The 20321-nt window shown below is 27.9% G+C and carries 25 protein-coding genes and 3 tRNA genes; 27 read left to right on the plus strand and 1 reads right to left on the minus strand.

Annotated elements, in window-relative coordinates; all coding sequences use genetic code 11:
* Positions 1-8 precede the first annotated feature (8 nt).
* The 18 genes from rpsQ (at position 9) to HF862_RS07255 (ending at position 9449) form a co-directional block, all read left to right on the plus strand.
* Positions 9-260, plus strand: coding sequence for a 30S ribosomal protein S17 (gene rpsQ, locus HF862_RS07170; protein WP_027128125.1), 252 nt, complete (start codon positions 9-11; stop codon positions 258-260).
* Positions 261-289: 29 nt separating this feature from the next.
* Complete coding sequence (gene rplN, locus HF862_RS07175) at positions 290-658, plus strand: 50S ribosomal protein L14 (protein WP_027128124.1); 369 nt, start codon at positions 290-292, stop codon at positions 656-658.
* A 16-nt stretch (positions 659-674) separates the two neighbouring features.
* Positions 675-1016 (plus strand): 50S ribosomal protein L24, encoded by a 342-nt coding sequence (gene rplX / locus HF862_RS07180; protein ID WP_027128123.1) that lies wholly within the window; start codon positions 675-677, stop codon positions 1014-1016.
* Positions 1017-1034: 18 nt separating this feature from the next.
* Positions 1035-1586, plus strand: coding sequence for a 50S ribosomal protein L5 (gene rplE, locus HF862_RS07185; RefSeq protein ID WP_027128122.1), 552 nt, complete (start codon positions 1035-1037; stop codon positions 1584-1586).
* Between the two features lie 19 nt (positions 1587-1605).
* Positions 1606-1893 carry a 30S ribosomal protein S14 gene (gene rpsN, locus HF862_RS07190; RefSeq protein WP_027128121.1) on the plus strand — a complete coding sequence of 96 codons (288 nt, stop codon included), beginning with the start codon at positions 1606-1608 and terminating at the stop codon, positions 1891-1893.
* Positions 1894-1928: 35 nt separating this feature from the next.
* Positions 1929-2324 carry a 30S ribosomal protein S8 gene (rpsH, locus tag HF862_RS07195; protein WP_027128120.1) on the plus strand — a complete coding sequence of 132 codons (396 nt, stop codon included), beginning with the start codon at positions 1929-1931 and terminating at the stop codon, positions 2322-2324.
* A 22-nt stretch (positions 2325-2346) separates the two neighbouring features.
* The gene (gene rplF, locus HF862_RS07200; protein WP_027128119.1) at positions 2347-2880 is read left to right on the plus strand and encodes a 50S ribosomal protein L6; all 534 of its coding nucleotides are present in this window, start codon (positions 2347-2349) and stop codon (positions 2878-2880) included.
* Between the two features lie 28 nt (positions 2881-2908).
* On the plus strand, positions 2909-3277 hold the full coding sequence (gene rplR / locus HF862_RS07205) for a 50S ribosomal protein L18 (protein ID WP_027128118.1): 369 nt from the start codon (positions 2909-2911) through the stop codon (positions 3275-3277).
* A gap of 24 nt (positions 3278-3301) precedes the next feature.
* Positions 3302-3808 carry a 30S ribosomal protein S5 gene (gene rpsE / locus HF862_RS07210; RefSeq protein ID WP_027128117.1) on the plus strand — a complete coding sequence of 169 codons (507 nt, stop codon included), beginning with the start codon at positions 3302-3304 and terminating at the stop codon, positions 3806-3808.
* Positions 3809-3823: 15 nt separating this feature from the next.
* Positions 3824-4006 (plus strand): 50S ribosomal protein L30, encoded by a 183-nt coding sequence (gene rpmD, locus HF862_RS07215; protein WP_027128116.1) that lies wholly within the window; start codon positions 3824-3826, stop codon positions 4004-4006.
* A gap of 3 nt (positions 4007-4009) precedes the next feature.
* Entirely contained in the window at positions 4010-4489 is a 480-nt protein-coding gene (gene rplO, locus HF862_RS07220) for a 50S ribosomal protein L15 (RefSeq protein ID WP_027128115.1), read from the plus strand.
* A gap of 29 nt (positions 4490-4518) precedes the next feature.
* Positions 4519-5799: a preprotein translocase subunit SecY gene (gene secY / locus HF862_RS07225; protein WP_170187216.1), complete on the plus strand. Its 1281-nt coding sequence runs from the start codon at positions 4519-4521 to the stop codon at positions 5797-5799.
* 99 nt (positions 5800-5898) lie between these two features.
* Positions 5899-6990, plus strand: coding sequence for a tRNA 2-thiouridine(34) synthase MnmA (gene mnmA, locus HF862_RS07230; protein ID WP_170187217.1), 1092 nt, complete (start codon positions 5899-5901; stop codon positions 6988-6990).
* Positions 6991-7085: 95 nt separating this feature from the next.
* Positions 7086-7169: transfer RNA gene (locus HF862_RS07235), tRNA-Ser, on the plus strand.
* A 2-nt stretch (positions 7170-7171) separates the two neighbouring features.
* Positions 7172-7266, plus strand: a tRNA-Ser gene (locus HF862_RS07240).
* Between the two features lie 42 nt (positions 7267-7308).
* Positions 7309-7385: transfer RNA gene (locus HF862_RS07245), tRNA-Arg, on the plus strand.
* A 95-nt stretch (positions 7386-7480) separates the two neighbouring features.
* A complete protein-coding gene (locus tag HF862_RS07250; RefSeq protein ID WP_206039052.1) occupies positions 7481-8143 on the plus strand; it encodes a response regulator transcription factor in 663 nt (220 codons plus the stop codon).
* Positions 8124-9449, plus strand: coding sequence for a HAMP domain-containing sensor histidine kinase (locus HF862_RS07255; RefSeq protein WP_170187218.1), 1326 nt, complete (start codon positions 8124-8126; stop codon positions 9447-9449). Before HF862_RS07250 ends, HF862_RS07255 begins: the two co-directional genes overlap by 20 nt.
* A 23-nt stretch (positions 9450-9472) precedes the next feature.
* Here HF862_RS07255 and HF862_RS07260 read toward each other — a convergent pair whose 3' ends face one another.
* On the minus strand, positions 9473-10864 hold the full coding sequence (locus HF862_RS07260) for a potassium/proton antiporter (RefSeq protein WP_170187236.1): 1392 nt from the start codon (positions 10862-10864) through the stop codon (positions 9473-9475).
* 140 nt (positions 10865-11004) lie between these two features.
* Here HF862_RS07260 and HF862_RS07265 point away from each other — a divergent pair, with 140 nt between their 5' ends.
* The 9 genes from HF862_RS07265 (at position 11005) to HF862_RS07305 (ending at position 20291) form a co-directional block, all read left to right on the plus strand.
* The gene (locus tag HF862_RS07265; protein ID WP_170187219.1) at positions 11005-11970 is read left to right on the plus strand and encodes a biotin--[acetyl-CoA-carboxylase] ligase; all 966 of its coding nucleotides are present in this window, start codon (positions 11005-11007) and stop codon (positions 11968-11970) included.
* A gap of 156 nt (positions 11971-12126) precedes the next feature.
* Positions 12127-13125, plus strand: a complete 999-nt coding sequence (locus HF862_RS07270) for a tripartite tricarboxylate transporter substrate binding protein (protein WP_170187220.1) — start codon at positions 12127-12129, stop codon at positions 13123-13125.
* Positions 13126-13188: 63 nt separating this feature from the next.
* Positions 13189-13623, plus strand: a complete 435-nt coding sequence (locus tag HF862_RS07275) for a tripartite tricarboxylate transporter TctB family protein (RefSeq protein ID WP_170187221.1) — start codon at positions 13189-13191, stop codon at positions 13621-13623.
* A gap of 11 nt (positions 13624-13634) precedes the next feature.
* A complete protein-coding gene (locus HF862_RS07280; RefSeq protein WP_170187222.1) occupies positions 13635-15131 on the plus strand; it encodes a tripartite tricarboxylate transporter permease in 1497 nt (498 codons plus the stop codon).
* Positions 15132-15227: 96 nt separating this feature from the next.
* Positions 15228-15491 carry a citrate lyase acyl carrier protein gene (gene citD, locus HF862_RS07285; protein WP_170187223.1) on the plus strand — a complete coding sequence of 88 codons (264 nt, stop codon included), beginning with the start codon at positions 15228-15230 and terminating at the stop codon, positions 15489-15491.
* Positions 15491-16375 (plus strand): CoA ester lyase, encoded by an 885-nt coding sequence (locus HF862_RS07290; RefSeq protein WP_304205793.1) that lies wholly within the window; start codon positions 15491-15493, stop codon positions 16373-16375. Before citD ends, HF862_RS07290 begins: the two co-directional genes overlap by 1 nt.
* Before the next feature lie 23 nt (positions 16376-16398).
* Positions 16399-17949, plus strand: a complete 1551-nt coding sequence (gene citF / locus HF862_RS07295) for a citrate lyase subunit alpha (RefSeq protein ID WP_369694277.1) — start codon at positions 16399-16401, stop codon at positions 17947-17949.
* 110 nt (positions 17950-18059) lie between these two features.
* Positions 18060-18719 (plus strand): GntR family transcriptional regulator, encoded by a 660-nt coding sequence (locus HF862_RS07300; protein ID WP_206039053.1) that lies wholly within the window; start codon positions 18060-18062, stop codon positions 18717-18719.
* A 15-nt stretch (positions 18720-18734) separates the two neighbouring features.
* Positions 18735-20291 carry a nitrite/sulfite reductase gene (locus HF862_RS07305; RefSeq protein ID WP_170187225.1) on the plus strand — a complete coding sequence of 519 codons (1557 nt, stop codon included), beginning with the start codon at positions 18735-18737 and terminating at the stop codon, positions 20289-20291.
* Positions 20292-20321: the final 30 nt, after the last annotated feature.

Consider the following 20321-nt stretch of genomic DNA (forward strand, 5'->3'; position numbering starts at 1 on the left):
TCAAAACCTTGAGAAACGATAGAAAAGTAAGAGAAGGTGTAGTTGTTTCTGATAAAATGGATAAAACAATAGTTGTTGCAATAGCTACAATGGTTTTACATCCAATTTATAAAAAAAGAGTTAAGAAAACAACTAAGTTTAAAGCCCACGATGAGAATAATGTAGCTCAAGTTGGTGATAGAGTAAGAATAATGGAAACTAGACCATTATCAAGAGATAAAAGATGGAGATTAGTTGAAGTTTTAGAAAGAGCAAAATAATCCAATAATTTTGGAAGGAGGATATTTTAATGGTACAACAACAAACTATCCTTAATGTTGCAGACAACTCAGGTGCTAAAAAGATAATGGTTATCAGAGTACTTGGTGGAACTAAAAAAAGATTTGGAAAAATCGGAGACATAGTTGTAGCATCAGTAAAGGAAGCAATACCTGGTGGTAACGTTAAAAAAGGTGACGTAGTTAAAGCTGTCATTGTTAGAACAAGAAAAGAATTAAGAAGAGAAGATGGATCATATATAAAATTTGATGATAACGCAGGTGTTATAATCAACAATAATAATGAACCTAAAGCAACAAGAATTTTTGGACCTGTTGCAAGAGAATTAAGAGCTAAAAACTTTATGAAAATAGTATCTCTTGCTCCAGAAGTAATATAGAGAGGAGGCTAATACTGTGGCTAAACCTAAAGTAAAATTTGTTCCAGCATCATTACATGTAAAAACTGGAGATACAGTTTATGTAATATCTGGTAAAGATAAAGGAAAAACAGGAAAAGTATTAAAAGTATTCCCTAAAAAAGGAAAAGTAGTAGTTGAGGGAGTAAACGTAGTAACTAAGAACTTAAAACCATCTCAAGTGAACCCACAAGGTGGAGTTGTTACTAAACCAGCTCCAATGTTTTCATCAAAAGTAATGTTATTTGATGCAAAAGCAGGAAAACCAACAAGAGTTGGATATAAAGTTGTAGATGGAAAAAAAGTTAGATACTCAAAAGTGTCTGGTGAAGTTCTATAAGAAGGGAGGATAACGTAAGTGTCTAAATATATTTCTAGATATCATAAATTATTTGATGAAGTAATCAAAGAAAATTTAATGAAAGAGTTAGACTTAAAGAATGTAATGGAATGTCCAACTCTAGAAAAAATAATAGTAAATATGGGAGTTGGAGAAGCAACTCAAAATGCTAAATTAATGGAAGCAGCAATGAATGATTTAGCAATAATAACTGGACAAAAACCAGTAGAAAGAAGAGCTAAAAAATCAGAAGCTGGATTTAAATTAAGAGAAAATCAAGCAATCGGTGCAAAAGTTACTTTAAGAAAGGAAAGAATGTATGATTTCCTTGATAGATTAATAAATGTTGTACTTCCAAGAGTTAGAGACTTTGAAGGAGTTCCAACAAATTCATTTGATGGAAGAGGAAACTATTCTTTAGGATTAAGAGATCAATTAGTTTTCCCTGAAATAGAATTTGATAAAGTTGAGAAATTACAAGGTATGTCTATCACAATAGTATCTTCTGCTAAAACTGATGAAGAAGGAAGAGCTTTACTTAAGGCTTTCGGAATGCCTTTTAAAAAGTAATTGGTAAGGAGGATAAGGAATGGCTAAAAAGTCAATGATCGCTAGAGATGTTAAAAGAGCGGCACTTTGTGATAAATATGCAGCTAAAAGAGCTGAATTAAAGAAAAGAGTGTTAGAGGGAGATACTGAGGCAATGTTTGAATTAAACAAATTACCAGTAAACTCTTCAGCTGTTAGACAAAAAAATAGATGTCAAATTGATGGAAGACCAAGAGGATTCATGAGAGAATTTGGAATTTCAAGAGTTAAATTTAGACAATTAGCAGGTGCAGGATTAATTCCTGGAGTAAAAAAATCATCTTGGTAAAATATACCATTGATTAAGGAAGGAGGATTAACTAAATGTTTTTAACAGATCCAATCGCAGATATGTTAACAAGAATCAGAAACGCTAACGCAGTTATGCATGAGAAAGTTGATGTTCCATATTCTAACTTAAAACTTACATTAGCTAAGATTTTAAAAGATGAAGGATATATAGCTAACTATAAAGTAATAACTGATGAAAATATAAAAAATATAAGAATATATTTAAAATACGAAGGAAAAGAAAGAGTAATTAAGGGATTAAAAAGAATTTCTAAACCAGGTAGAAGAGTTTATGCTCAAGTTGATGAGTTACCAAGAGTTCTTTCAGGTTTAGGAATAGCAATTGTATCTACTTCAAAAGGAATTGTTACAGATAGAGTAGCAAGAAAAGAGAATGTAGGTGGAGAAATCCTTGCATTCGTATGGTAATTAAACTAGGAGGTGTCCATTAATGTCAAGAATAGGTAAAAAACCTATAGTGGTACCTGCTGGGGTTACAGTTACAGTAGATGGAAATGTTGCTACTGTAAAAGGACCTAAAGGTACTTTAACAAAAGAATTTAATAAAAATATAACTATAAAAGTAGAAGGAAATCACATCATTGTTGAAAGACCAAATGATGAAATAGAAATGAGAGCTTTACATGGAACAACTAGAGCATTACTTCACAACATGGTTGTTGGAGTAAGTGAAGGATTTAAAAAAGTTTTAAATCTAGTAGGGGTTGGATATAGAGCAGCAGTTCAAGGAAAAGGATTAGAATTATCTTTAGGATATTCACATCCTGTAAAAATTGATCCAGTAGATAATATCACTTTTACAGTTGAAAAAAATACAACTATAATAGTTGAAGGAATAGAGAAAGATTTAGTTGGACAAATAGCAGCTAACATCAGATCTAAGAGAGCTCCAGAGCCTTATAAAGGAAAAGGAGTTAAATATGCTGATGAGGTAATCAGAAGAAAAGAAGGTAAAAAATCATAGGATATAGCTCAAAAAGGAGGTAAGTGAGTTGTTTAAGAAAGTAGATAGACAAGCTGTTAGAGAAAGAAAACACTTATCAATTAGAAATAAAATTTCTGGTACAGCAGAAAGACCAAGACTTTCTATATATAGATCAAACACTAATATGTTTGCACAATTAGTAGATGATGTTAATGGAGTAACTTTAGTTTCTGCATCAACTATAGATAAAGAACTAAAAGGAACTTTAGCAAACGGTGGAAACGTAGAAGCAGCTAAAGCAGTTGGAAAATTATTAGCTGAAAGAGCTGTAGCAAAAAATATAAAAGATGTAGTATTCGATAGATCAGGATACATTTATACAGGAAGAGTATCTGCTCTTGCAGAAGCAGCAAGAGAAAATGGATTAAACTTCTAATTTTATAAGAGAGGAGGACTTCACTTGTCTAAGTTAATTGAAAATAGAGAAGAAAAAGAATTTGAAGAAAAACTATTAAAAATTTCTAGAGTTTCTAAGACAACTAAAGGAGGAAGAACTATATCTTTCTCAGTTTTAGCTGCTGTAGGAAATAAAGAAGGAAAAATAGGAATTGGATTAGGAAAAGCAAATGGTGTACCAGATGCTATAAGAAAGGCTGTAGCTGCTGCTAAGAAAAACATGATTGATGTTTCTCTTAAAGGTAGAACTATACCTCATGAAATAGAAGGAAAATGGGGAGCAACTACTGTATGGATGTCACCTGCATACGAAGGAACTGGAGTTATTTCTGGATCTTCATGCAGAGAAATCCTTGAATTAGTAGGAGTTCATAACATATTAACAAAAATTAAAGGTTCTAAAAATAAACACAATGTTGCTAGAGCAACAATAGAAGGTTTAAGATTATTAAGAACTGCTGAAGAAGTAGCTGCTTTAAGAGGAAAAACTGTTAAGGAAATCTTAAGCTAGGAGGTTTAGAGGAAAATGGCAAAGGTTAGAATAAGACTTGCAAAAAGTATAATAGGAAGAAAGCCTAACCATATAGCAACTGTAAAGTCGCTAGGGCTTAAGAAAATGAATAGTGTAGTAGAACACGAACTTACTCCTGAAATTAAGGGTAAAATAGAATTAGTTTCTTACTTATTAGATGTAGAGGAGGTGCAATAATCAATGAATTTAAACGAATTACAACCTTCTGTACCTAGAAAAAACAGAAAAAGAGTAGGAAGAGGAGAATCTTCTGGTTGGGGAAAAACAGCTGGAAAAGGAAGTAATGGACAAAAATCTAGATCTGGAGCAGGATTAAAACCTGGTTTTGAAGGTGGACAAATGCCTGTAATTAGAAGAACTCCAAAAAGAGGATTTAGTAACTATCCATTCAAAAAAGAATATACAATAATTAATTTAGATACATTAAATAGATTTGAGGAAGGAACAGTAGTAACTCCTGAAATCTTATTAGAAGCTGGATTAATTAAAAAATTAAATGATGGAGTTAAAGTTTTAGGAAATGGAGTTTTAGAAAGAAAAGTTTCTGTAGAGGCTCATAAAGTTTCTAAATCTGCTCAAAAAGCTATTGAAGAAAAAGGTGGAACAGTAGAAATCATCGAAGTTAAAACTTTTGCTGATGTAGCAAAAAACAATAAATAATTGTTTAATAAAAAGCGAGGTGAAAAACTTTGACTTTAATGGAAAGCTTTAACAATAAGTTAAGAGGAGTTGTAAAAATTCCGGAGCTAAGATCGAGAATTATTTTTACCTTGTTGATGTTTTTAGTTGCTAGAGTAGGGACATTTATCCCTGCTCCAGGAATTGATATTGATAGATTATCAGCAATGACAGCTCAAAATGATTTATTAGGTTTTATTAACATGTTTTCAGGTGGAGCTTTTCAAAGAATTTCTATTTTTGCTTTAGGAATTGTGCCATATATCAATGCTTCTATTGTATTTAGTTTACTTGCTGTTATTATCCCTAAAATTGATGAAATTCAAAAAGAAGGAGAATCAGGAAGAAATAAAATAAATCAATGGACAAGATATGTCACAATCTTTATTGCTATAATGCAGGGAATAGGAGTTTGTGTTTGGTTAACATCTGCTGGATTAGTAATTGAACCTGGATTTAGATTCATGCTTGTAACTATTACTATACTTACAGCAGGAACTGTGTTCTTGATGTGGGTAGGGGAACAAATTTCTGTTAATGGAATAGGAAATGGAGTTTCTTTATTGATCTTTTTAAATATAATATCAAGAGGCCCTTCCAGTATAGTTCAAACTATACAATTAATGAAAGGAAGTAAATTTATAATACCTGTGCTGATAGCAGTAGCTATTGCAGCTATTTTATCGGTATCTGTGATTGTTTTATTTCAATTAGGACAAAGAAAAATACCAGTTCATTATGTAGGAAAAGGATTTGGAGTAAGAGGAGGAGTTGCACAAAACTCATATATTCCTTTAAAATTAAATACATCTGGAGTTATGCCAGTTATTTTTGCTTCTGTAATGATGATGATACCATCTTTATTGATAAGGTCATTACCAACAACTTTTCCATATAGAGATTATTTAGTATTATTCTTTGATCAAAAACATCCGGTACATATGATATTATATGCATTAATAATAATATTCTTTTCTTTCTTTTATACAGCAATTATGTTTGACCCTGAAAGAGTTGCAGATAATTTAAAACAAGGTGGAGGGACTATTCCTGGAATAAGACCTGGTGAAGAAACAGTTGAGTATTTAGAAGGAGTTGTAACTAGAATTACTTGGGGAGGGGCTATCTTTTTAGCCATTATAGCTATTTTACCAATGGCTATATTTACAGCATTAGGATTACCAGTATTCTTTGGTGGAACTGGAATAATAATTGTTGTTGGAGTAGCTTTAGATACAGTTCAACAAATAGATGCTCATTTAGTAATGAAAGAATATAAAGGATTTCTATAAAAATAACACAGCTTTTCTGTGTTATTTTTATTTATAAAGATATATGACTACTCTTTGAAAGTATGTTTATATATAAATATATTATTTATGGAGGAATAAATGGAAAATTTAGAGTTAAAAAATAAATTTGATAGTTTAGTGAAATATAATGAAGAGAATACAAAAATAACAGTAGCAGTAGCTATGAGTGGTGGAGTAGATAGTTCAGTAACAGCCTATCTTTTAAAGAAACAGGGATATAATATTTTTGGTGTTACAATGAAAACAACAGATCAAAGTATAGATGGTGATGCTAAAAAGGTATGTGATGATTTAGGAATAAAACATTATATTTTGGATGTTTGTGAAAAATTTAAAAAAGAGGTTATAGATTATTTTGTAAGTGAATATGAAAATGGAAGAACTCCTAACCCATGTGTTGTATGTAATAAACATATAAAAATGGGAGAATTAATAGATTTTTCTATAGAAAAAGGTGCTGATTATATGGCTACAGGACATTATAGTAATATAGAAAATGGATTATTAAAAATAGGAGATGACCTAACAAAAGACCAAGTATATTTTTTATCTCAAGCAAAAGAGGAAAAGGTTAAAAGATTAATGTTTCCTTTAGGGAAATTAACAAAAGCAGAGGTAAGAGAATTAGGAAAATATTTAGGAGTAAGGGTATTTGCAAAAAAAGATTCTCAAGAAATTTGTTTTGTAGAAGATGGAAAATTGGAAGAATTTTTATTTACAAGTACAAATGGAAAGATTGCTAAAAAAGGAAATTTTGTAGATAAAAATGGAAAAATTTTAGGAAAACATATGGGATTAGGTTTTTATACTATTGGTCAAAGAAAAGGTTTAGGAATATCTGGAAGTTCTCCTTATTATATAATAGGTTTTAATAAAGAAAAAAATGAAATTATATTAGGAAATAATGAAGATTTATTTAAAGAAAGTCTAATAGCAACTGATATAAATCTTTTTAAATATAGAAAATTAGATGAAATTAGTGATAAAACTTTTTTAGCTAAGACTAGATCAAGAGATAAGTTTCATCTTTGTAAAATAATAATTTTATCAGAAAATGAGGTAAAAATAGAATTTTTAAATGAGAAAGTAAGAGCAATTACTCCAGGACAATTATTGACTCTTTATGATGAAGAATACAGAGTTATTTTGAGCGGATTTATAAAAAAATAAAAATTTCTTTTATTTTCAATAGTTTTGTAAAAAAATCTAACTTTAACTTAAAAAATATTGACAAAATAGAAAGAATATGATAAAATTTTTGAAGTGGAGAGCTATCCTAATTGGTAAGGAATCGGTCTTGAAAACCGACGCCGTAAGGCTTTAGAGTTCGAGTCTCTAGTTCTCCGCCAGTGGTGAAGTGGCAGAGCTGGCCGAATGCGCTCCCCTGCTAAGGGAGTGTACCAATTAAAAATGGTACCGAGAGTTCAAATCTCTCCTTCACCGCCATTTAGGATATAAGGGTAGTCTAACTACCTTTTTTTATTATAAGTACTCGTAGCTCAATTGGATAGAGCACTTGACTACGGATCAGGGTGTTGGGGGTTCGATTCCTCTCGAGTACGCCATTCAAAAAATAAAACTGTTAATTAGGTTTACTAATTGACAGTTTTTTTATTATATGTTAAATTTTTATTATAGAAATTTAAAATGAGAGGTTATTATGAAAAAAATTTTAATAATAGAAGATGAAAAAGAGTTAGCTTATTCTATAGAACTTTTTTTAAGAAAAGAAAATTTTGAAACCTTTGTAATTTTTGATGGTGATAAAGCTTTAGAAAAATTTTATAATCTTACTCCAGACTTAGTATTATTAGATATTAATTTACCAAATAAAAATGGATGGGAAATTTGTAAAGAAATAAGAGAGAATTCAACACTTCCAATTATAATGATGACGGCTAGAGATAGTGAATTTGATGAATTATATGGATTAGAATTAGGAGCTGATGATTATGTGACAAAACCAATAAATTTAAAAATTTTACTTGCTAGAATAAAAAGAATATTAAAAATAGATGGTAAAAGTAATTATTATTTTGAAGGAATGTCATTTGATATAAGAACTTTGGAATTATCAATTAATGATGAAAAAATAGAATTATCTCCTAAAGAAGCACAACTTTTAGAATATTTTATAAAAAATAAAAATTTTATTCTAACTAGAGAAAAATTAATAAATGAAATTTGGGGCTTTGATTATGATGGCGGAGATAGAGCAGTAGATACATTGGTAAAAAGACTTAGAAAAAAATTAGGTAAGTATTCTGATAGAATTAAAACATTGAGAGGAATGGGATATTCTTATGAAGAAAAGAAAATTTAATTTTTCTAAAAAATTATTAATTTTTTCGATAACTATAAGTATAGTAGGAATTTTGATTACTCAATTTTTAAATTTGACTTTTTTAGATAAATTTTATATTTATAGAAAAAAAATAGAAATACCTTACATAGCAAATAATGTAAAAAAATTAAAGAATAATGAAGAAAAATTATTAGAATATATAATAGAAGAAAATTCAGAAAATGGAGTTCAAATAATTTTAGGAAAAAAGATAGTTCCAAATTATAGAAGAATTAAAAATGAACATTATCATATTTTAAAAAGAAACTTGCCTGAAAGAAAAGTAATCATAAGAAATACAAAAACTGGTGGAAGATATCTAACTTATTATGATACTATTGATGGAAAAACTCCATTAACAATATTTCTTCCATTAGTGTCTTTTGATAATTATAGGGTTGAAGTTTTTATAATACAAGGAATTTCTATTTTTATAGCATTGATTATTAGTTTTATTTTTGCTAATTTCTTTTCAAAAAAACTTACTAAAAATATTCAAAAATTAAGAGATGCTTCTCAAAAAATATCAAATCAAGATTTTATAGATAAAATTGGCATACATACAAATGATGAAATAGAAGAGTTAGCTATTTCTATAGAAAAAATGTCAAATAATTTAAAAATTTCAATTAATGATTTAAGAAATTTTGTTGGAAATGCATCTCATCAATTAAAAACTCCAGTGTCAATAGTTAATATGATTTCTCAAAATCTAGAATCAAATACTGATTTGTCAGAAAAAGAGAAGAAAAAATTATATGCTGCTCTTATAAGAGAAACAAGAGAGATGTCAGAACTTATAAATAATCTTCTTTTTTTATCTAAAATTTCGTATTCAAAAAATAATTTGATTAAAAAGGAATTTATTTTAAGAGAAGTTATACAAGAAAGTTTGAGTAAATATGAATTAATTGAGTTAGAAAAAGATTTAACACTAAATATTGATATAGAGAAAGATATAAAAATTAATACAGATTATAGATTTTTTAAAGTTGTAATTGATAATCTAATTGAAAATTCTTTTAAATATTCTCCTGAAAATTCAGAAATAAATGTTTTTTATAAAAATAATATGCTTATAATTAAAAATAAAATAAAAAATGTTATAAAAGAAAAGTCTGAAGAACTTTTTTTTCCTTTTAAAAGAGGAAGTAACTCATTAAATGAAAGTATAGATGGGTCAGGATTAGGATTATCTATAATAAAAAATGTATTGGAATTATTGGAGATATCTTTTGATTTAGATATTGAGAATGATATTTTTACTTTTAAAATGAAAATTTAAAAAAGGGATTATAAATCCCTTTTTTAATTTTGAGAGAATAAAACTTCATCTTCTGATTCAAATTTTAAAGAACCATTAGGAGTCAAATAATTTTTACCTCTTTTTACAGATATTATATGTATTCCTTTTTCACCTAAATTTAAATCTTTTATTTGTTTATTTAAATAATCAGAATATTGAGTAATATATAATTTTTTTATTGCTAGTTCTTCTATTTCATCCAAAGATATTTCATTATTTTCTTTCTCTTCTTCTAACAGACCAAGATATTTAGCTATAAATTTTAAACTTGTTCCTTGAATTAACACAGAAAATACTACCATATAAAATATCATATTGAACATCATTTGAGAATTCTCTAAATTATGTGTTACAGCCATTATTGAAAATATTATGGGAACTGCTCCTTTTAAACCAGCCCATGAAACAAAAATCTTTTCTTTTATATCAAATTTAAAAATAGAAAGAAGAGAAAAAACTACAATAAATCTTCCTAAAATAATAACTAAAATAGCCAAAAAAGTTCCAGTCCAGATAACAGCTAAAAATTGTGAAGGAAATACTAATAAACCTAAAATTAAGAACATTGTAATTTGCATAATCCAAGAAAAAGCTCTCATATTTCTCAAAAGATTTATTCTATATTCAAATTTTTCATTTCCTACTAAAATTCCCATTAAATAGATTGCTAAGAAACCATTTCCATTTAATAAATTTGTTAAAGAATAACAGATAAATAGAAAAGAAATTACATGAATAATCAAAAATTCTTCTCTTTTTATAGATAAAAATTTAGATATTGGGATAGTTATTTTTCCAAATATGAATCCTAAAGTTCCTCCTATAAGAATTTGTTTTAATAAAAATATTATTCCATTAATAATATCTAAATTTCCAATTTTATAAATAGAAATAAAGAATAATATAAGAACATAGGCCATTGGGTCATTACTTCCTGATTCAATTTCTATTACAGTTTTAACTTTTTTATTTAATTTTGACTCACCTAATATAGATATTACAGCAGCAGCATCAGTAGAGGATACAAAAGCTCCAAATATTAAAGATTCCATCCAAGAAAAATCTGTTAAAAAATAAGTAAAAATAGCTGACAATATAGCTGTTAAAAAAACTCCTAAAGTAGCTAAAGTCCCACTAGGATATAAAGAAGATATAACATCATTTTTATTAGTTTCCAAAGCTCCACTAAATAAAATAAATAGAAGGGCAAAATTTCCTATATTTTGAGCTAAATTATAATCTTCAAATTCAATTCCTCCTATTCCCTCTGAACCAGCTAACATTCCTATAAAAATAAACATAATTAACAAAGGAACTTTTATTTTATGTGATATTTTTATTGAACAAAGACTAAAAAATAATAATAAACCAAAAATAAAGATATAAGATTCTATTTTTAAGACCTCCTTTTTTGTATACTATTATATATTATAACATTTTATTCAAATAAAAACAATTAAATAAATTTATATTGAATTTCAATTAAATAACATTATATAATGAAAATAATAATTTTATTTTTAGGAGAAAGCTTATGACAAAATATAAAATTTTAGAAATTTTATTAAAAAATAAAGGAACTTTTGTTTCGGGAGAACATCTTAGTTCTGTTCTTTTAGTTTCTAGGACAGCTATTTGGAAAGGAATTAATTCTTTGAAAAAAAGCGGTTATAATATAATAGGGGTTAATAATAAAGGTTACTGTTTATATGATGATAATAATATAAATGAATTTGATATAAAAACAAATATTCAATGTAAAGAAATTGGAAGTAAGATTTTATATTTTGAGCAAATAGATTCTACAAATACTTATATAAAAAAAGAAGTTGATTCTTTACAACATGGAACAGTAGTAATAGCTGAAGAACAAATTAATGGAAGAGCAAAAAATGAAAAGTATTTTTATTCTCCAAAAGAGAAAGGAATATATATGAGTATCTTATTAAAAAAGAATATTTTTTTAGATTCTTTAAAATTATTATCTTTGACATCAACTGTAGCTGTAATTAGAGGAATATTTCAATCAACTGGTATTTCTCCAATGAGTGATTGGAACAGTATAATGATTAATAATAAAAAAGTAGCTGGAATTTTAACAGAATGTAATATAGAATGTGATACTAATAATATAGAATATATTGTTATTGGAATAGGAATTAATGTTAATAATTTATCTTTTCCAAAAACTATTAAAGATAAAGTTACATCACTTAGACTAGAAAAAGGAGTAGAAATAAATAGAAAAACTTTAATTTGTAATATATTGAATGAACTAGAAAACTTAATATGTGATAAGCGTTATATTTCAAATAGAAAAATTCTAATAGAAGAGTATTTAAAAGATTTTTTATTTCTTGATAAAGTTGTTACATTAAAAACTAATACAAGAATAATAGTTGGAAAAGTTATTGGAATTAATGAAAAAGGTGGAGTAATTCTTCTTAAAGAAAATAATAAAAAAGAAATTTTTTATACAGGAGTTCTTCAAAATAAATAATATAGATATTTTGTTTTAAATTAAGAAAAAAATAACGTAAATAAAACTAAAAAAAATTAAAAAGTTATTGACAAAATAAAAAATATAAGCTAAAATTTTATTAGGTAATAATCCTGTATACAAAATTCGGGATTTAATAATAAAGGAGGAAGGAATATGAAATTTAAATTATCTAAAAAATTATTAGTATTTTCTTTAATGCTTGGGTTATCTTTAACTTCTTTTTCAGCAAAAGATCCAGGGAAAAATTATCCTAAAAGACCAGTAGAATTATGCGCGCCAGCTGGAGCCGGTGGAGGATGGGATTTAACAGCTAGAACAATAGCTAAAGTTTTAAAAGATGAAAAACTTATAAAAGTTCCAACTCCAGTCGTAAATAGACCTGGTGGAGGTGGAGGTGTAAACCTTGCTTATATGCAAACTAAAAAAGGTGATGGTCAAATGTTATCAATTTATTCACCACCACTAATTTTATTACACTTAACAGGAACATCTGAACTAGGGTATCAAAATACAACACCAATTGTAGGATTAATATCAGATTATGGAGCATTTGTTGTAAAATCTGATTCAAAATATAAAACAATTAATGATGTTATGGAGGCTTTGAAAAAAGATCCAAAGAGTGTAAAAGTTGGAGGAACTTCTGCAGCAGGAAGTATGGATCACATACAATTTTTATTAATGGCTAGAGCTGCTGGAGTTGAAAAGATAGAAGATATAGACTTTGTAAGTTTCCAAGATTCTGGAATCACTCAAATATTGGGAGGACATGTAGATATTTATTCAACAGGGTTATCAGAAGTTGAAGGATTATTACAAACAGGAAATTTAAGAGCTCTTGCATCAACAGCTGAAAAAAGAGTAGGAAAAGGAGTATTAGCTGAAGTTCCTACTTGTAAAGAAATGGGAATAGATGCTAGTTATATTAACTGGAGAGGAGTTTTTGCTAACCCAGATGTACCAGATTATGTAGTTTCATATTGGACAGATGTATTTACAAAAATGGTAGAAACTGATGGATGGAAGGAAGCTTTAGAAAGAAATGGATGGGAACCACAATTTATGGTTGGAGAAGACTTTATTAAATTCTTAGAAGAACAAGAAGAAGCTTCAAAAATTATTTTAGAAGAAATTGGAATGTTAAAAAAATAATTTAAACTATTATAAAATATGAGGAGATATAATAATCTCCTCATTATTTAAAAGGAGAAAGATATGACAGGAGTTATAGCCTTAGTTTTAGGAATAGTGTATTTAATAGCTTTATATCATATACCAACAGCTGCAATAGGAAGTCCTTATGCTCCAATATATTTTCCAGCAATGTTAGGTTCAGGAATGGTGATATTGGGTATATTACAGTTAATAAAAGATAAAAAAATAAAAGTGAATCAATATACAAGTGATAAAACATTTCCTTTAATAATAAAAACAGGAATTATAATAATAATATATGCTCTTTTATTTGATTTAATAGGATATGTTATTTCAACTATGATTTTTATGTTTATGATGTTATACTTATTTAATGGAAGAGAAAAATTAGTCCGTTCTGTAATAGTATCTGTTCTTTTTAGTATTTTAATTTATGTGGCATTTTCAAAATTATTAGGAATTTATCTTCCAGTAATGCCATTCTTGTATATTTAGAGGAGGATATTATGGAGACTTTACAATTTTTATTACATGGCTTTGGAGTAGCTTTAGAGCCAATTAATCTAATGTGGGTTACTATTGGTGGAGTTTTAGGAACAATAGTTGGGATGTTACCAGGATTAGGACCAGCAACGGGAGTAGCCGTTTTATTACCTTTAACATTTACTATGGGAGCTGAAGCGGCAATGATCACAATGGCTGGAGTTTATTATGGGGCTATGTTTGGTGGATCAAGAAGTTCTATATTAATTAATACTCCAGGAGATGGAGCAGCAGTTGCAGCAACATTTGATGGATATCCAATGGCTAAAAATGGAAAGGCTGAATCAGCACTAGCAATATCAGCTATAGCTTCTTTTATAGGTGGTGGATTATCAATAATATTTATGATTGTTTCAGCTAAAGCAGTAGCTCAATTTGCATTAAAATTTGGACCAGCAGAATATTTTATGTTGATGATTTTTGCTCTTGCAGCTACAGCTTCAATGTCAAGAGGAAATATGATAAAAGGTTTTATTTCCATGATAATAGGATTAATGATTTCTACAATAGGTCTTGATGCACAATCAGGAGTTCAAAGATTTACTTTTGGAATTATGGAACTTCAAGGTGGAATAGACTTTTTAGTTGTTATAATAGCTATTTATGCTTTAGGAGAAGTTTTTAAAAGTTTTAAAATAATAGGAAAAGATGACTCTGTGGATATGCAAACTAAATTTGGAAAAATTTGGATTACTAAAGAAGAGTGGAAAAGAACAAAGTGGCCAATTCTTAGAAGTGCTCCATTAGGATTCTTTATAGGAGCTTTACCAGGAGCAGGAGGAACAATGGCTTCTTTAATGGCATATAATAATGAAAAACAAATGTCTAAAAATCCTGAAAATTTTGGAAAAGGAGAAATAATAGGATTAGCAGCTCCAGAATCAGCTAATAATGCTGCATCAGTTGGAGCATTTATTCCTATGTTATCCTTAGGAGTACCTGGTTCAGGAACAACAGCTGTAATGATGGGAGCTTTATTAATGCTAGGAATTCAACCAGGACCAATGTTATTTGTCCAACATCCTGATATAGCTTGGGGATTAATAGCAAGTATGTTTATTGGAAATATAATTTTAGCTATAGTCAATATTCCATTAGCAGGAATTTTGGTAAGAGTTCTTGCAATACCAGGAAAAGTATTATATCCATTAGTATTAGGATTAGCCTTTGTTGGAACATATGCTATAGGAAATTCAATTATAGATTTCTTCTTATTATTAATATTTGCTTTAGTAGGATATGTAATGAATAAAGAAGATATTCCAACATCTCCTTTAATTTTAGCAATTATAGTTGGAAATATGATGGAACAATCATTTAGACAAGCAATGGTTATATCTAATAACAATATAGGAATTTTCTTTAAATCAGGAGTTTCGATTGTATTATTTATATTGACAATAGGAAGTGTTTTATTTTCATTATATAAATCTCATCAAGATAAAAAAATGAATAAATAAAAATTAAAATAAGAGAAAGGACTCTTTCTCTTATTTTTAATAAAATTGATGTTAAAATAAAATATTTTCTAATGTAATTTTTAGGAGGAACAAAAAATGATTGGTATTTGTGGAAATGAAAAAGATTCAGATGTTTTGATAACTGTTGATTTAAATCATGAAGGAATAGAAATTATTATTGAATCTAAATTAAAAAAAATGTTTGGAAAATTAATGGAAAAAGCTGTTAAGGAAGTTATAGAAGAAATGAGTATAAAAAATGCTAAAATATTAGTTCAAGATTTTGGGGCTTTAGATTTTGTAATAAAAGCAAGAACAAGAACAGCTATAAGAAGAGCAATGAATGGAGGGGAAAAATAGTGGGAATAAAAAGATCAAGAAGAACAATGATGTTTTCTCCAGCAACTAACCCAAAAATGTTAGTGACTGCTCATTTATATGGAGCAGATTGTGTTATCTTTGATTTAGAAGATGCAGTTAAATATTCAGAAAAAGATTCAGCAAGAGATTTATTAGCAGAAGCTTTAAAAGTAGTTGATTATGGTGATACTGAAATATTTGCAAGAATAAATCCTTTATATACTGAATTTGGAAGAGATGATGTTAAAGTATTAGTTCCTGCAGGTCTTAGAAATATGAGATTAGCAATGACAGAAACTCCAGAGCAAATAAAAGAATTAGATGAACTTTTAACAGAAATAGAAAGAGAAAATGGAATAGAAATAGGTTCTTGTAAAATACAAGCCTCTATAGAAACTCCAAAGGCAGTTATGAATGTTTTAAATATAGTAACTGCTTCTCCAAGAATAGTTAGTGTATCTTTTGGAGCAGAAGATTATACTAGATGTTTAGGAGCTTCTAGAACAAAAGAAGGTACAGAGATTTTTATGGCTAGAAATATGGTAGTTATGGCTGCTTCAATAGCTGGAATTGATGCTATAGATACAGTTTGGGCCGATATTTCTGATATGGAAGGATTTAGAAATGAAGTAAAATCTTCTATGAATTTAGGATTTGCTGGTAAATCTTGTATACATCCTTCTCAAATAAAAGTTGTTCATGATGTATTCACTCCAAGTAAAGAAGAAATAGAAAAATCTATAAGAATAGTTGAAGCAGCACAGGCAGCAGATATTAGTAAAGGTGGAGTTATTACTGTTGATGGAAAAATGGTAGATATTCCTGTAATTTCTAAAGCAGAAAGGGTTGTTAGACTTGCAAAAGCAGCAGGAGTTATAAAGTAATAAGGAGATGAATAATAGTGGAAATAAAAACAATAATAAATAAAGTTAATAGAGAAATACCAAACTATATAGAAGGATATGGGGAAGTAAAACCTTACAATGGACCATTTGAAACAGTACCAACAGGAAAAAAATATTCTCCAAATAAATCTTTTTCTAAACCTGGACAAAATAAAATAGTAGCATCAATAAGAGAAGCACTAGAAAAATGTGAAATTAAAGATGGAATGACAATTTCATTTCATCACCATTTAAGAAATGGGGATTACGTTTTAAATATGGTTATGGATGAAATAGCAAATATGGGAATAAAAAATATTAATCTAGTAGCATCATCTTTAACAAAAGCTCATGAACCTTTAATAGAACATATAAGAAATGGTGTAGTTACAGGAATTAATACTTCAGGACTTAGAGGAGAAATAGCAAAAGAAATTTCTAAAAACAATATATTAGGAAAACCTGTAGTATTTAGAACACATGGTGGAAGAGGAAGAGCAATTGAAGCAGGGGAATTAAAAATAGATATAGCTTTTATAGCAGCTCCAGCATGTGACCCTATGGGAAATATGAATGGATGTGAAGGAAAATCAGCATTTGGAGCTATGGGATATCCTATGGTAGATGCTGAATATGCTGAAAAAGTTGTAGCAATAACTGATAATTTAATGGATTTTCCTTTAAAGAAAATATCTATTCCAATGATATATACAGATTATGTAGTAGTTGTAGATTCAATAGGAGACCCTGAACAAATAGCCACAGGAGCTACAAGAATAACTAAAAATCCTCAAGAATTATTAATAGCAGAAAATGCAGCAAAAGTTTTAATAGCAACAGGAAGTATAAAAAATGGATTTTCTTTCCAAGCAGGTTCAGGAGGTTCATCTTTAGCAGTATGTAGATTTTTAAAAGACTACATGAAAGAAAATGAGATAAAAGGTTCTTTTGTATCTGGTGGGGCAACAGGATATTTAGTAGAATTATTAGAAGAGGGATATTTTGATGTTATATTAGATACACAAAGTTTTGATAGTGTAGCAGCAGCTTCAGTAGCAAAAAATTCTAATCATTTAGAAATGTCTTCTTCAATGTATGCAAATCCTCATAATAAATCTTGTGTAGCTCATCAATTAGCTGTTATGATTTTGTCGGCTACAGAAATAGATGAGAATTTTAATATAAACTCTTTAACAGGATCAACAGGAATGATAATGGGAGCAGTAGGAGGAGCACCAGATACAGCAGCAGGAGCAAAATTAACTTTAGTTGTAGCACCTACAATGAGAAAAAGAATTCCTATAATTGTAGATAAAGTTACTAATGTAGTTACTCCAGGAGAAACTGTAGATATATTAGTTACAGAAAGAGGAGTTTGTGTAAATCCTAACAGAAAAGATTTATTAGAAGCCTTAAATAATGCAGGAATTAAAACAAAAACAATGGAAGAACTTAGAAAAGAAGTAGAATATTTAACAGGTGTTCCAGAAAAAACTCAATTTGGAGATAATATAGTTGGTATAATTGAATATAGAGATGGAACTGTTATAGATGTAATAAGACAAGTAAAATAATACATAAATAAAAAGGAGATAAATTAATTATCTCCTTTTTTTAATATCTTTTGCAATATTTTTCTTTTTAAAGTATAATATAAATATAACATGTAAGACGGGGTTAAATTATGCAAAAAAGAACAAATATAAGTGATAATATATACCTTCAATTAAAAGAACAATTTATGACTGGAGAATTTGAATTTGGAGAAAAAATAGTTGAATTAGAATTATGTGAAAAATTGAATGTTAGTAGAACTCCTTTAAGAGAAGCAATAAAAAAACTAGAAATAGAAGGAATTATAGAAAGAACACCTAATGGTAGAATTAAAATTATGGATATGAATGAAGAGAGAATAGAAGAAATTTTTGATATAAGAATGGCTCTTGAGGATATCATATTTGATAGACTTTTTTCTTTAGATTCAACTAAAAATTTAATTTTAGAATTAGAAAATAATCTTAATTTAACAAAATTTTATTTTGAGATATCGAATGTTGATGAAATAAAAAAATTATTTTCAAATTTTAACAGAATCTTATATAAATATTGTAAATTAGATTTTACTATAAAAACTTTAAAAACTTATATTTTTATTTTAGAAAAATTCAGATTAAGTCCATTTGAAAGTGAAATTAGATTAAAAGAAGCCCATCTTGAGCATGTAGAAATAGTAAATTGCATTAAAAATAATGAATTAGAGATAGCAAAAAAGATAAATAGAATACATTTATCAAAAGTAAAAGAATCTATTATTCAATATTTTAAAGATAAAAATGACATGTAAACTTAGGGAGGAGATATGAATAATTATAACCAAATGTTAAAAGAAGAAATAAAAGATTTCAGAGAATTGGGTCACAGATTTTTAAAAAAAGAAGTATCAATTGGTGATTTTAAAGGAAAATCAGGTGGAATGGGAGTTTATGCTCAACGTGGTGGAGAAAAATTCATGATTAGATTACGTACAAATTCTGGAATTTTACCATTAGAACACTTAAAATTAATAGATTCTTTCTTAGATAAATATTCTATAGAACGTTTACATTTAACAACTAGACAAGCAATTCAACTTCATGATTTGGGAATAGATGATGTTTGTGATATAATGTCAGAAGCAATTGATAATAATCTTTATACTCGTGGAGGAGGAGGAAATTTTCCTAGAAATGTATCTCTTTCTGTTATGTCTGGAGTAGAAAAAAATGAATATTTTGATGTAACACCTTTTGCTTTAGAAGTTGGTAAATATTTAATGAGTCAAATAACAACTTATAAATTACCAAGAAAATTAAAAATAGCTTTTTCATCAAGTGATGTAGATGAAAGTAATAGTACTTTAAATGATTTAGGATTTATGGCAACATTAAAAGATGGAAAACCTTATTTTAGAGTATTTTTAGCAGGTGGATTAGGAGGAAACCCAGCTCCATCACTTCACTACAATAAATTAATAGAAACTAAAGATATACTTTATCATGTAGAAGCAATGACACAATTATTTATAGCTGAGGGAGATTATCAAAATAAGGCGAAAGCTAGAACAAGATATATTCCAAGACGTATGGGAATAAATGAATTTTTTGAATGTTATGAAAAACATTTAAATGAAGTTAAAGAAAAATTATCACTAGATGTAAATATTCCTGTTGAAATATCTAAAACTTTAGAAAGTTATTCTCATAAATTAGAAGAAAATGATTGCTTATTACATCAAAGACAAGATAATTTATATACAGTAGTAGTTCACCCTTTAAATGGACAATTACCAACAAAATCTTTTAAAGAGATTGTTAAATTTTTAGATAAAAATCCTAATACAGAAGCTAGACTTAGTATGAAAGAAAGTATGTATGTAAGAAATCTTACAGAAGAACAAGCTTTAGAATTATTAGAGTTGACAAAAGATGTTAGAATGTTAAATAAAGTACAACAAAGTGTAAGTTGTATAGGGGTTCCAACTTGTCAAATGGGAATTGAACAAAGTCAAAAATTATTAGTTAGTATTTTAGATTATCTAAAAGAAAATAATATTGAAGAAAAATATTTACCTTCTATTCATATTTCAGGATGTCAAAACTCTTGTGCAAGACATCAAATAAATGAAATTGGATTTGCTGGTGGAAAGAGAAAAGTTGGAGATGCTCTTGAAGATGTTTTTGATTTATATGTAGGTGGAGTATTTAGTAGAGAAAAAACTGAATTAGGAGAAAAAATAGGAACAATAATAATGAGAGAAATTCCAAAATGTATTGGAGATATAGCTTGTAAATTAAATGAGAAGAAGATTACATTTAGAGAATTGTTAACTGAAAATAAAGAAGAATTTTTAGAAGTTGTAAAACTATATTTAATTTAATCATTAAAAAAGAAATTATAATAATTGAAA

Origin of the sequence: Fusobacterium sp. FSA-380-WT-3A (assembly GCF_012843705.1) — a bacterium.
Taxonomy (GTDB): domain Bacteria; phylum Fusobacteriota; class Fusobacteriia; order Fusobacteriales; family Fusobacteriaceae; genus Fusobacterium_B.

What these genes read in the sequence shown, in the direction of transcription:
- rpsH (WP_027128120.1), top strand. Translation starts at nt 1,929, where the DNA reads ATGTTTTTAACAGATCCAATCGCAGATATGTTAACAAGAATCAGAAAC.
- HF862_RS07300 (WP_206039053.1), top strand. Translation starts at nt 18,060, where the DNA reads ATGCAAAAAAGAACAAATATAAGTGATAATATATACCTTCAATTAAAA.
- HF862_RS07270 (WP_170187220.1), top strand. Translation starts at nt 12,127, where the DNA reads ATGAAATTTAAATTATCTAAAAAATTATTAGTATTTTCTTTAATGCTT.
- mnmA (WP_170187217.1), top strand. Translation starts at nt 5,899, where the DNA reads ATGGAAAATTTAGAGTTAAAAAATAAATTTGATAGTTTAGTGAAATAT.
- HF862_RS07250 (WP_206039052.1), top strand. Translation starts at nt 7,481, where the DNA reads ATGAAAAAAATTTTAATAATAGAAGATGAAAAAGAGTTAGCTTATTCT.
- citD (WP_170187223.1), top strand. Translation starts at nt 15,228, where the DNA reads ATGATTGGTATTTGTGGAAATGAAAAAGATTCAGATGTTTTGATAACT.
- HF862_RS07280 (WP_170187222.1), top strand. Translation starts at nt 13,635, where the DNA reads ATGGAGACTTTACAATTTTTATTACATGGCTTTGGAGTAGCTTTAGAG.
- HF862_RS07265 (WP_170187219.1), top strand. Translation starts at nt 11,005, where the DNA reads ATGACAAAATATAAAATTTTAGAAATTTTATTAAAAAATAAAGGAACT.
- rplN (WP_027128124.1), top strand. Translation starts at nt 290, where the DNA reads ATGGTACAACAACAAACTATCCTTAATGTTGCAGACAACTCAGGTGCT.
- rplO (WP_027128115.1), top strand. Translation starts at nt 4,010, where the DNA reads ATGAATTTAAACGAATTACAACCTTCTGTACCTAGAAAAAACAGAAAA.
- HF862_RS07275 (WP_170187221.1), top strand. Translation starts at nt 13,189, where the DNA reads ATGACAGGAGTTATAGCCTTAGTTTTAGGAATAGTGTATTTAATAGCT.
- rplF (WP_027128119.1), top strand. Translation starts at nt 2,347, where the DNA reads ATGTCAAGAATAGGTAAAAAACCTATAGTGGTACCTGCTGGGGTTACA.
- rpmD (WP_027128116.1), top strand. Translation starts at nt 3,824, where the DNA reads ATGGCAAAGGTTAGAATAAGACTTGCAAAAAGTATAATAGGAAGAAAG.
- HF862_RS07305 (WP_170187225.1), top strand. Translation starts at nt 18,735, where the DNA reads ATGAATAATTATAACCAAATGTTAAAAGAAGAAATAAAAGATTTCAGA.
- HF862_RS07255 (WP_170187218.1), top strand. Translation starts at nt 8,124, where the DNA reads ATGAAGAAAAGAAAATTTAATTTTTCTAAAAAATTATTAATTTTTTCG.
- rpsN (WP_027128121.1), top strand. Translation starts at nt 1,606, where the DNA reads ATGGCTAAAAAGTCAATGATCGCTAGAGATGTTAAAAGAGCGGCACTT.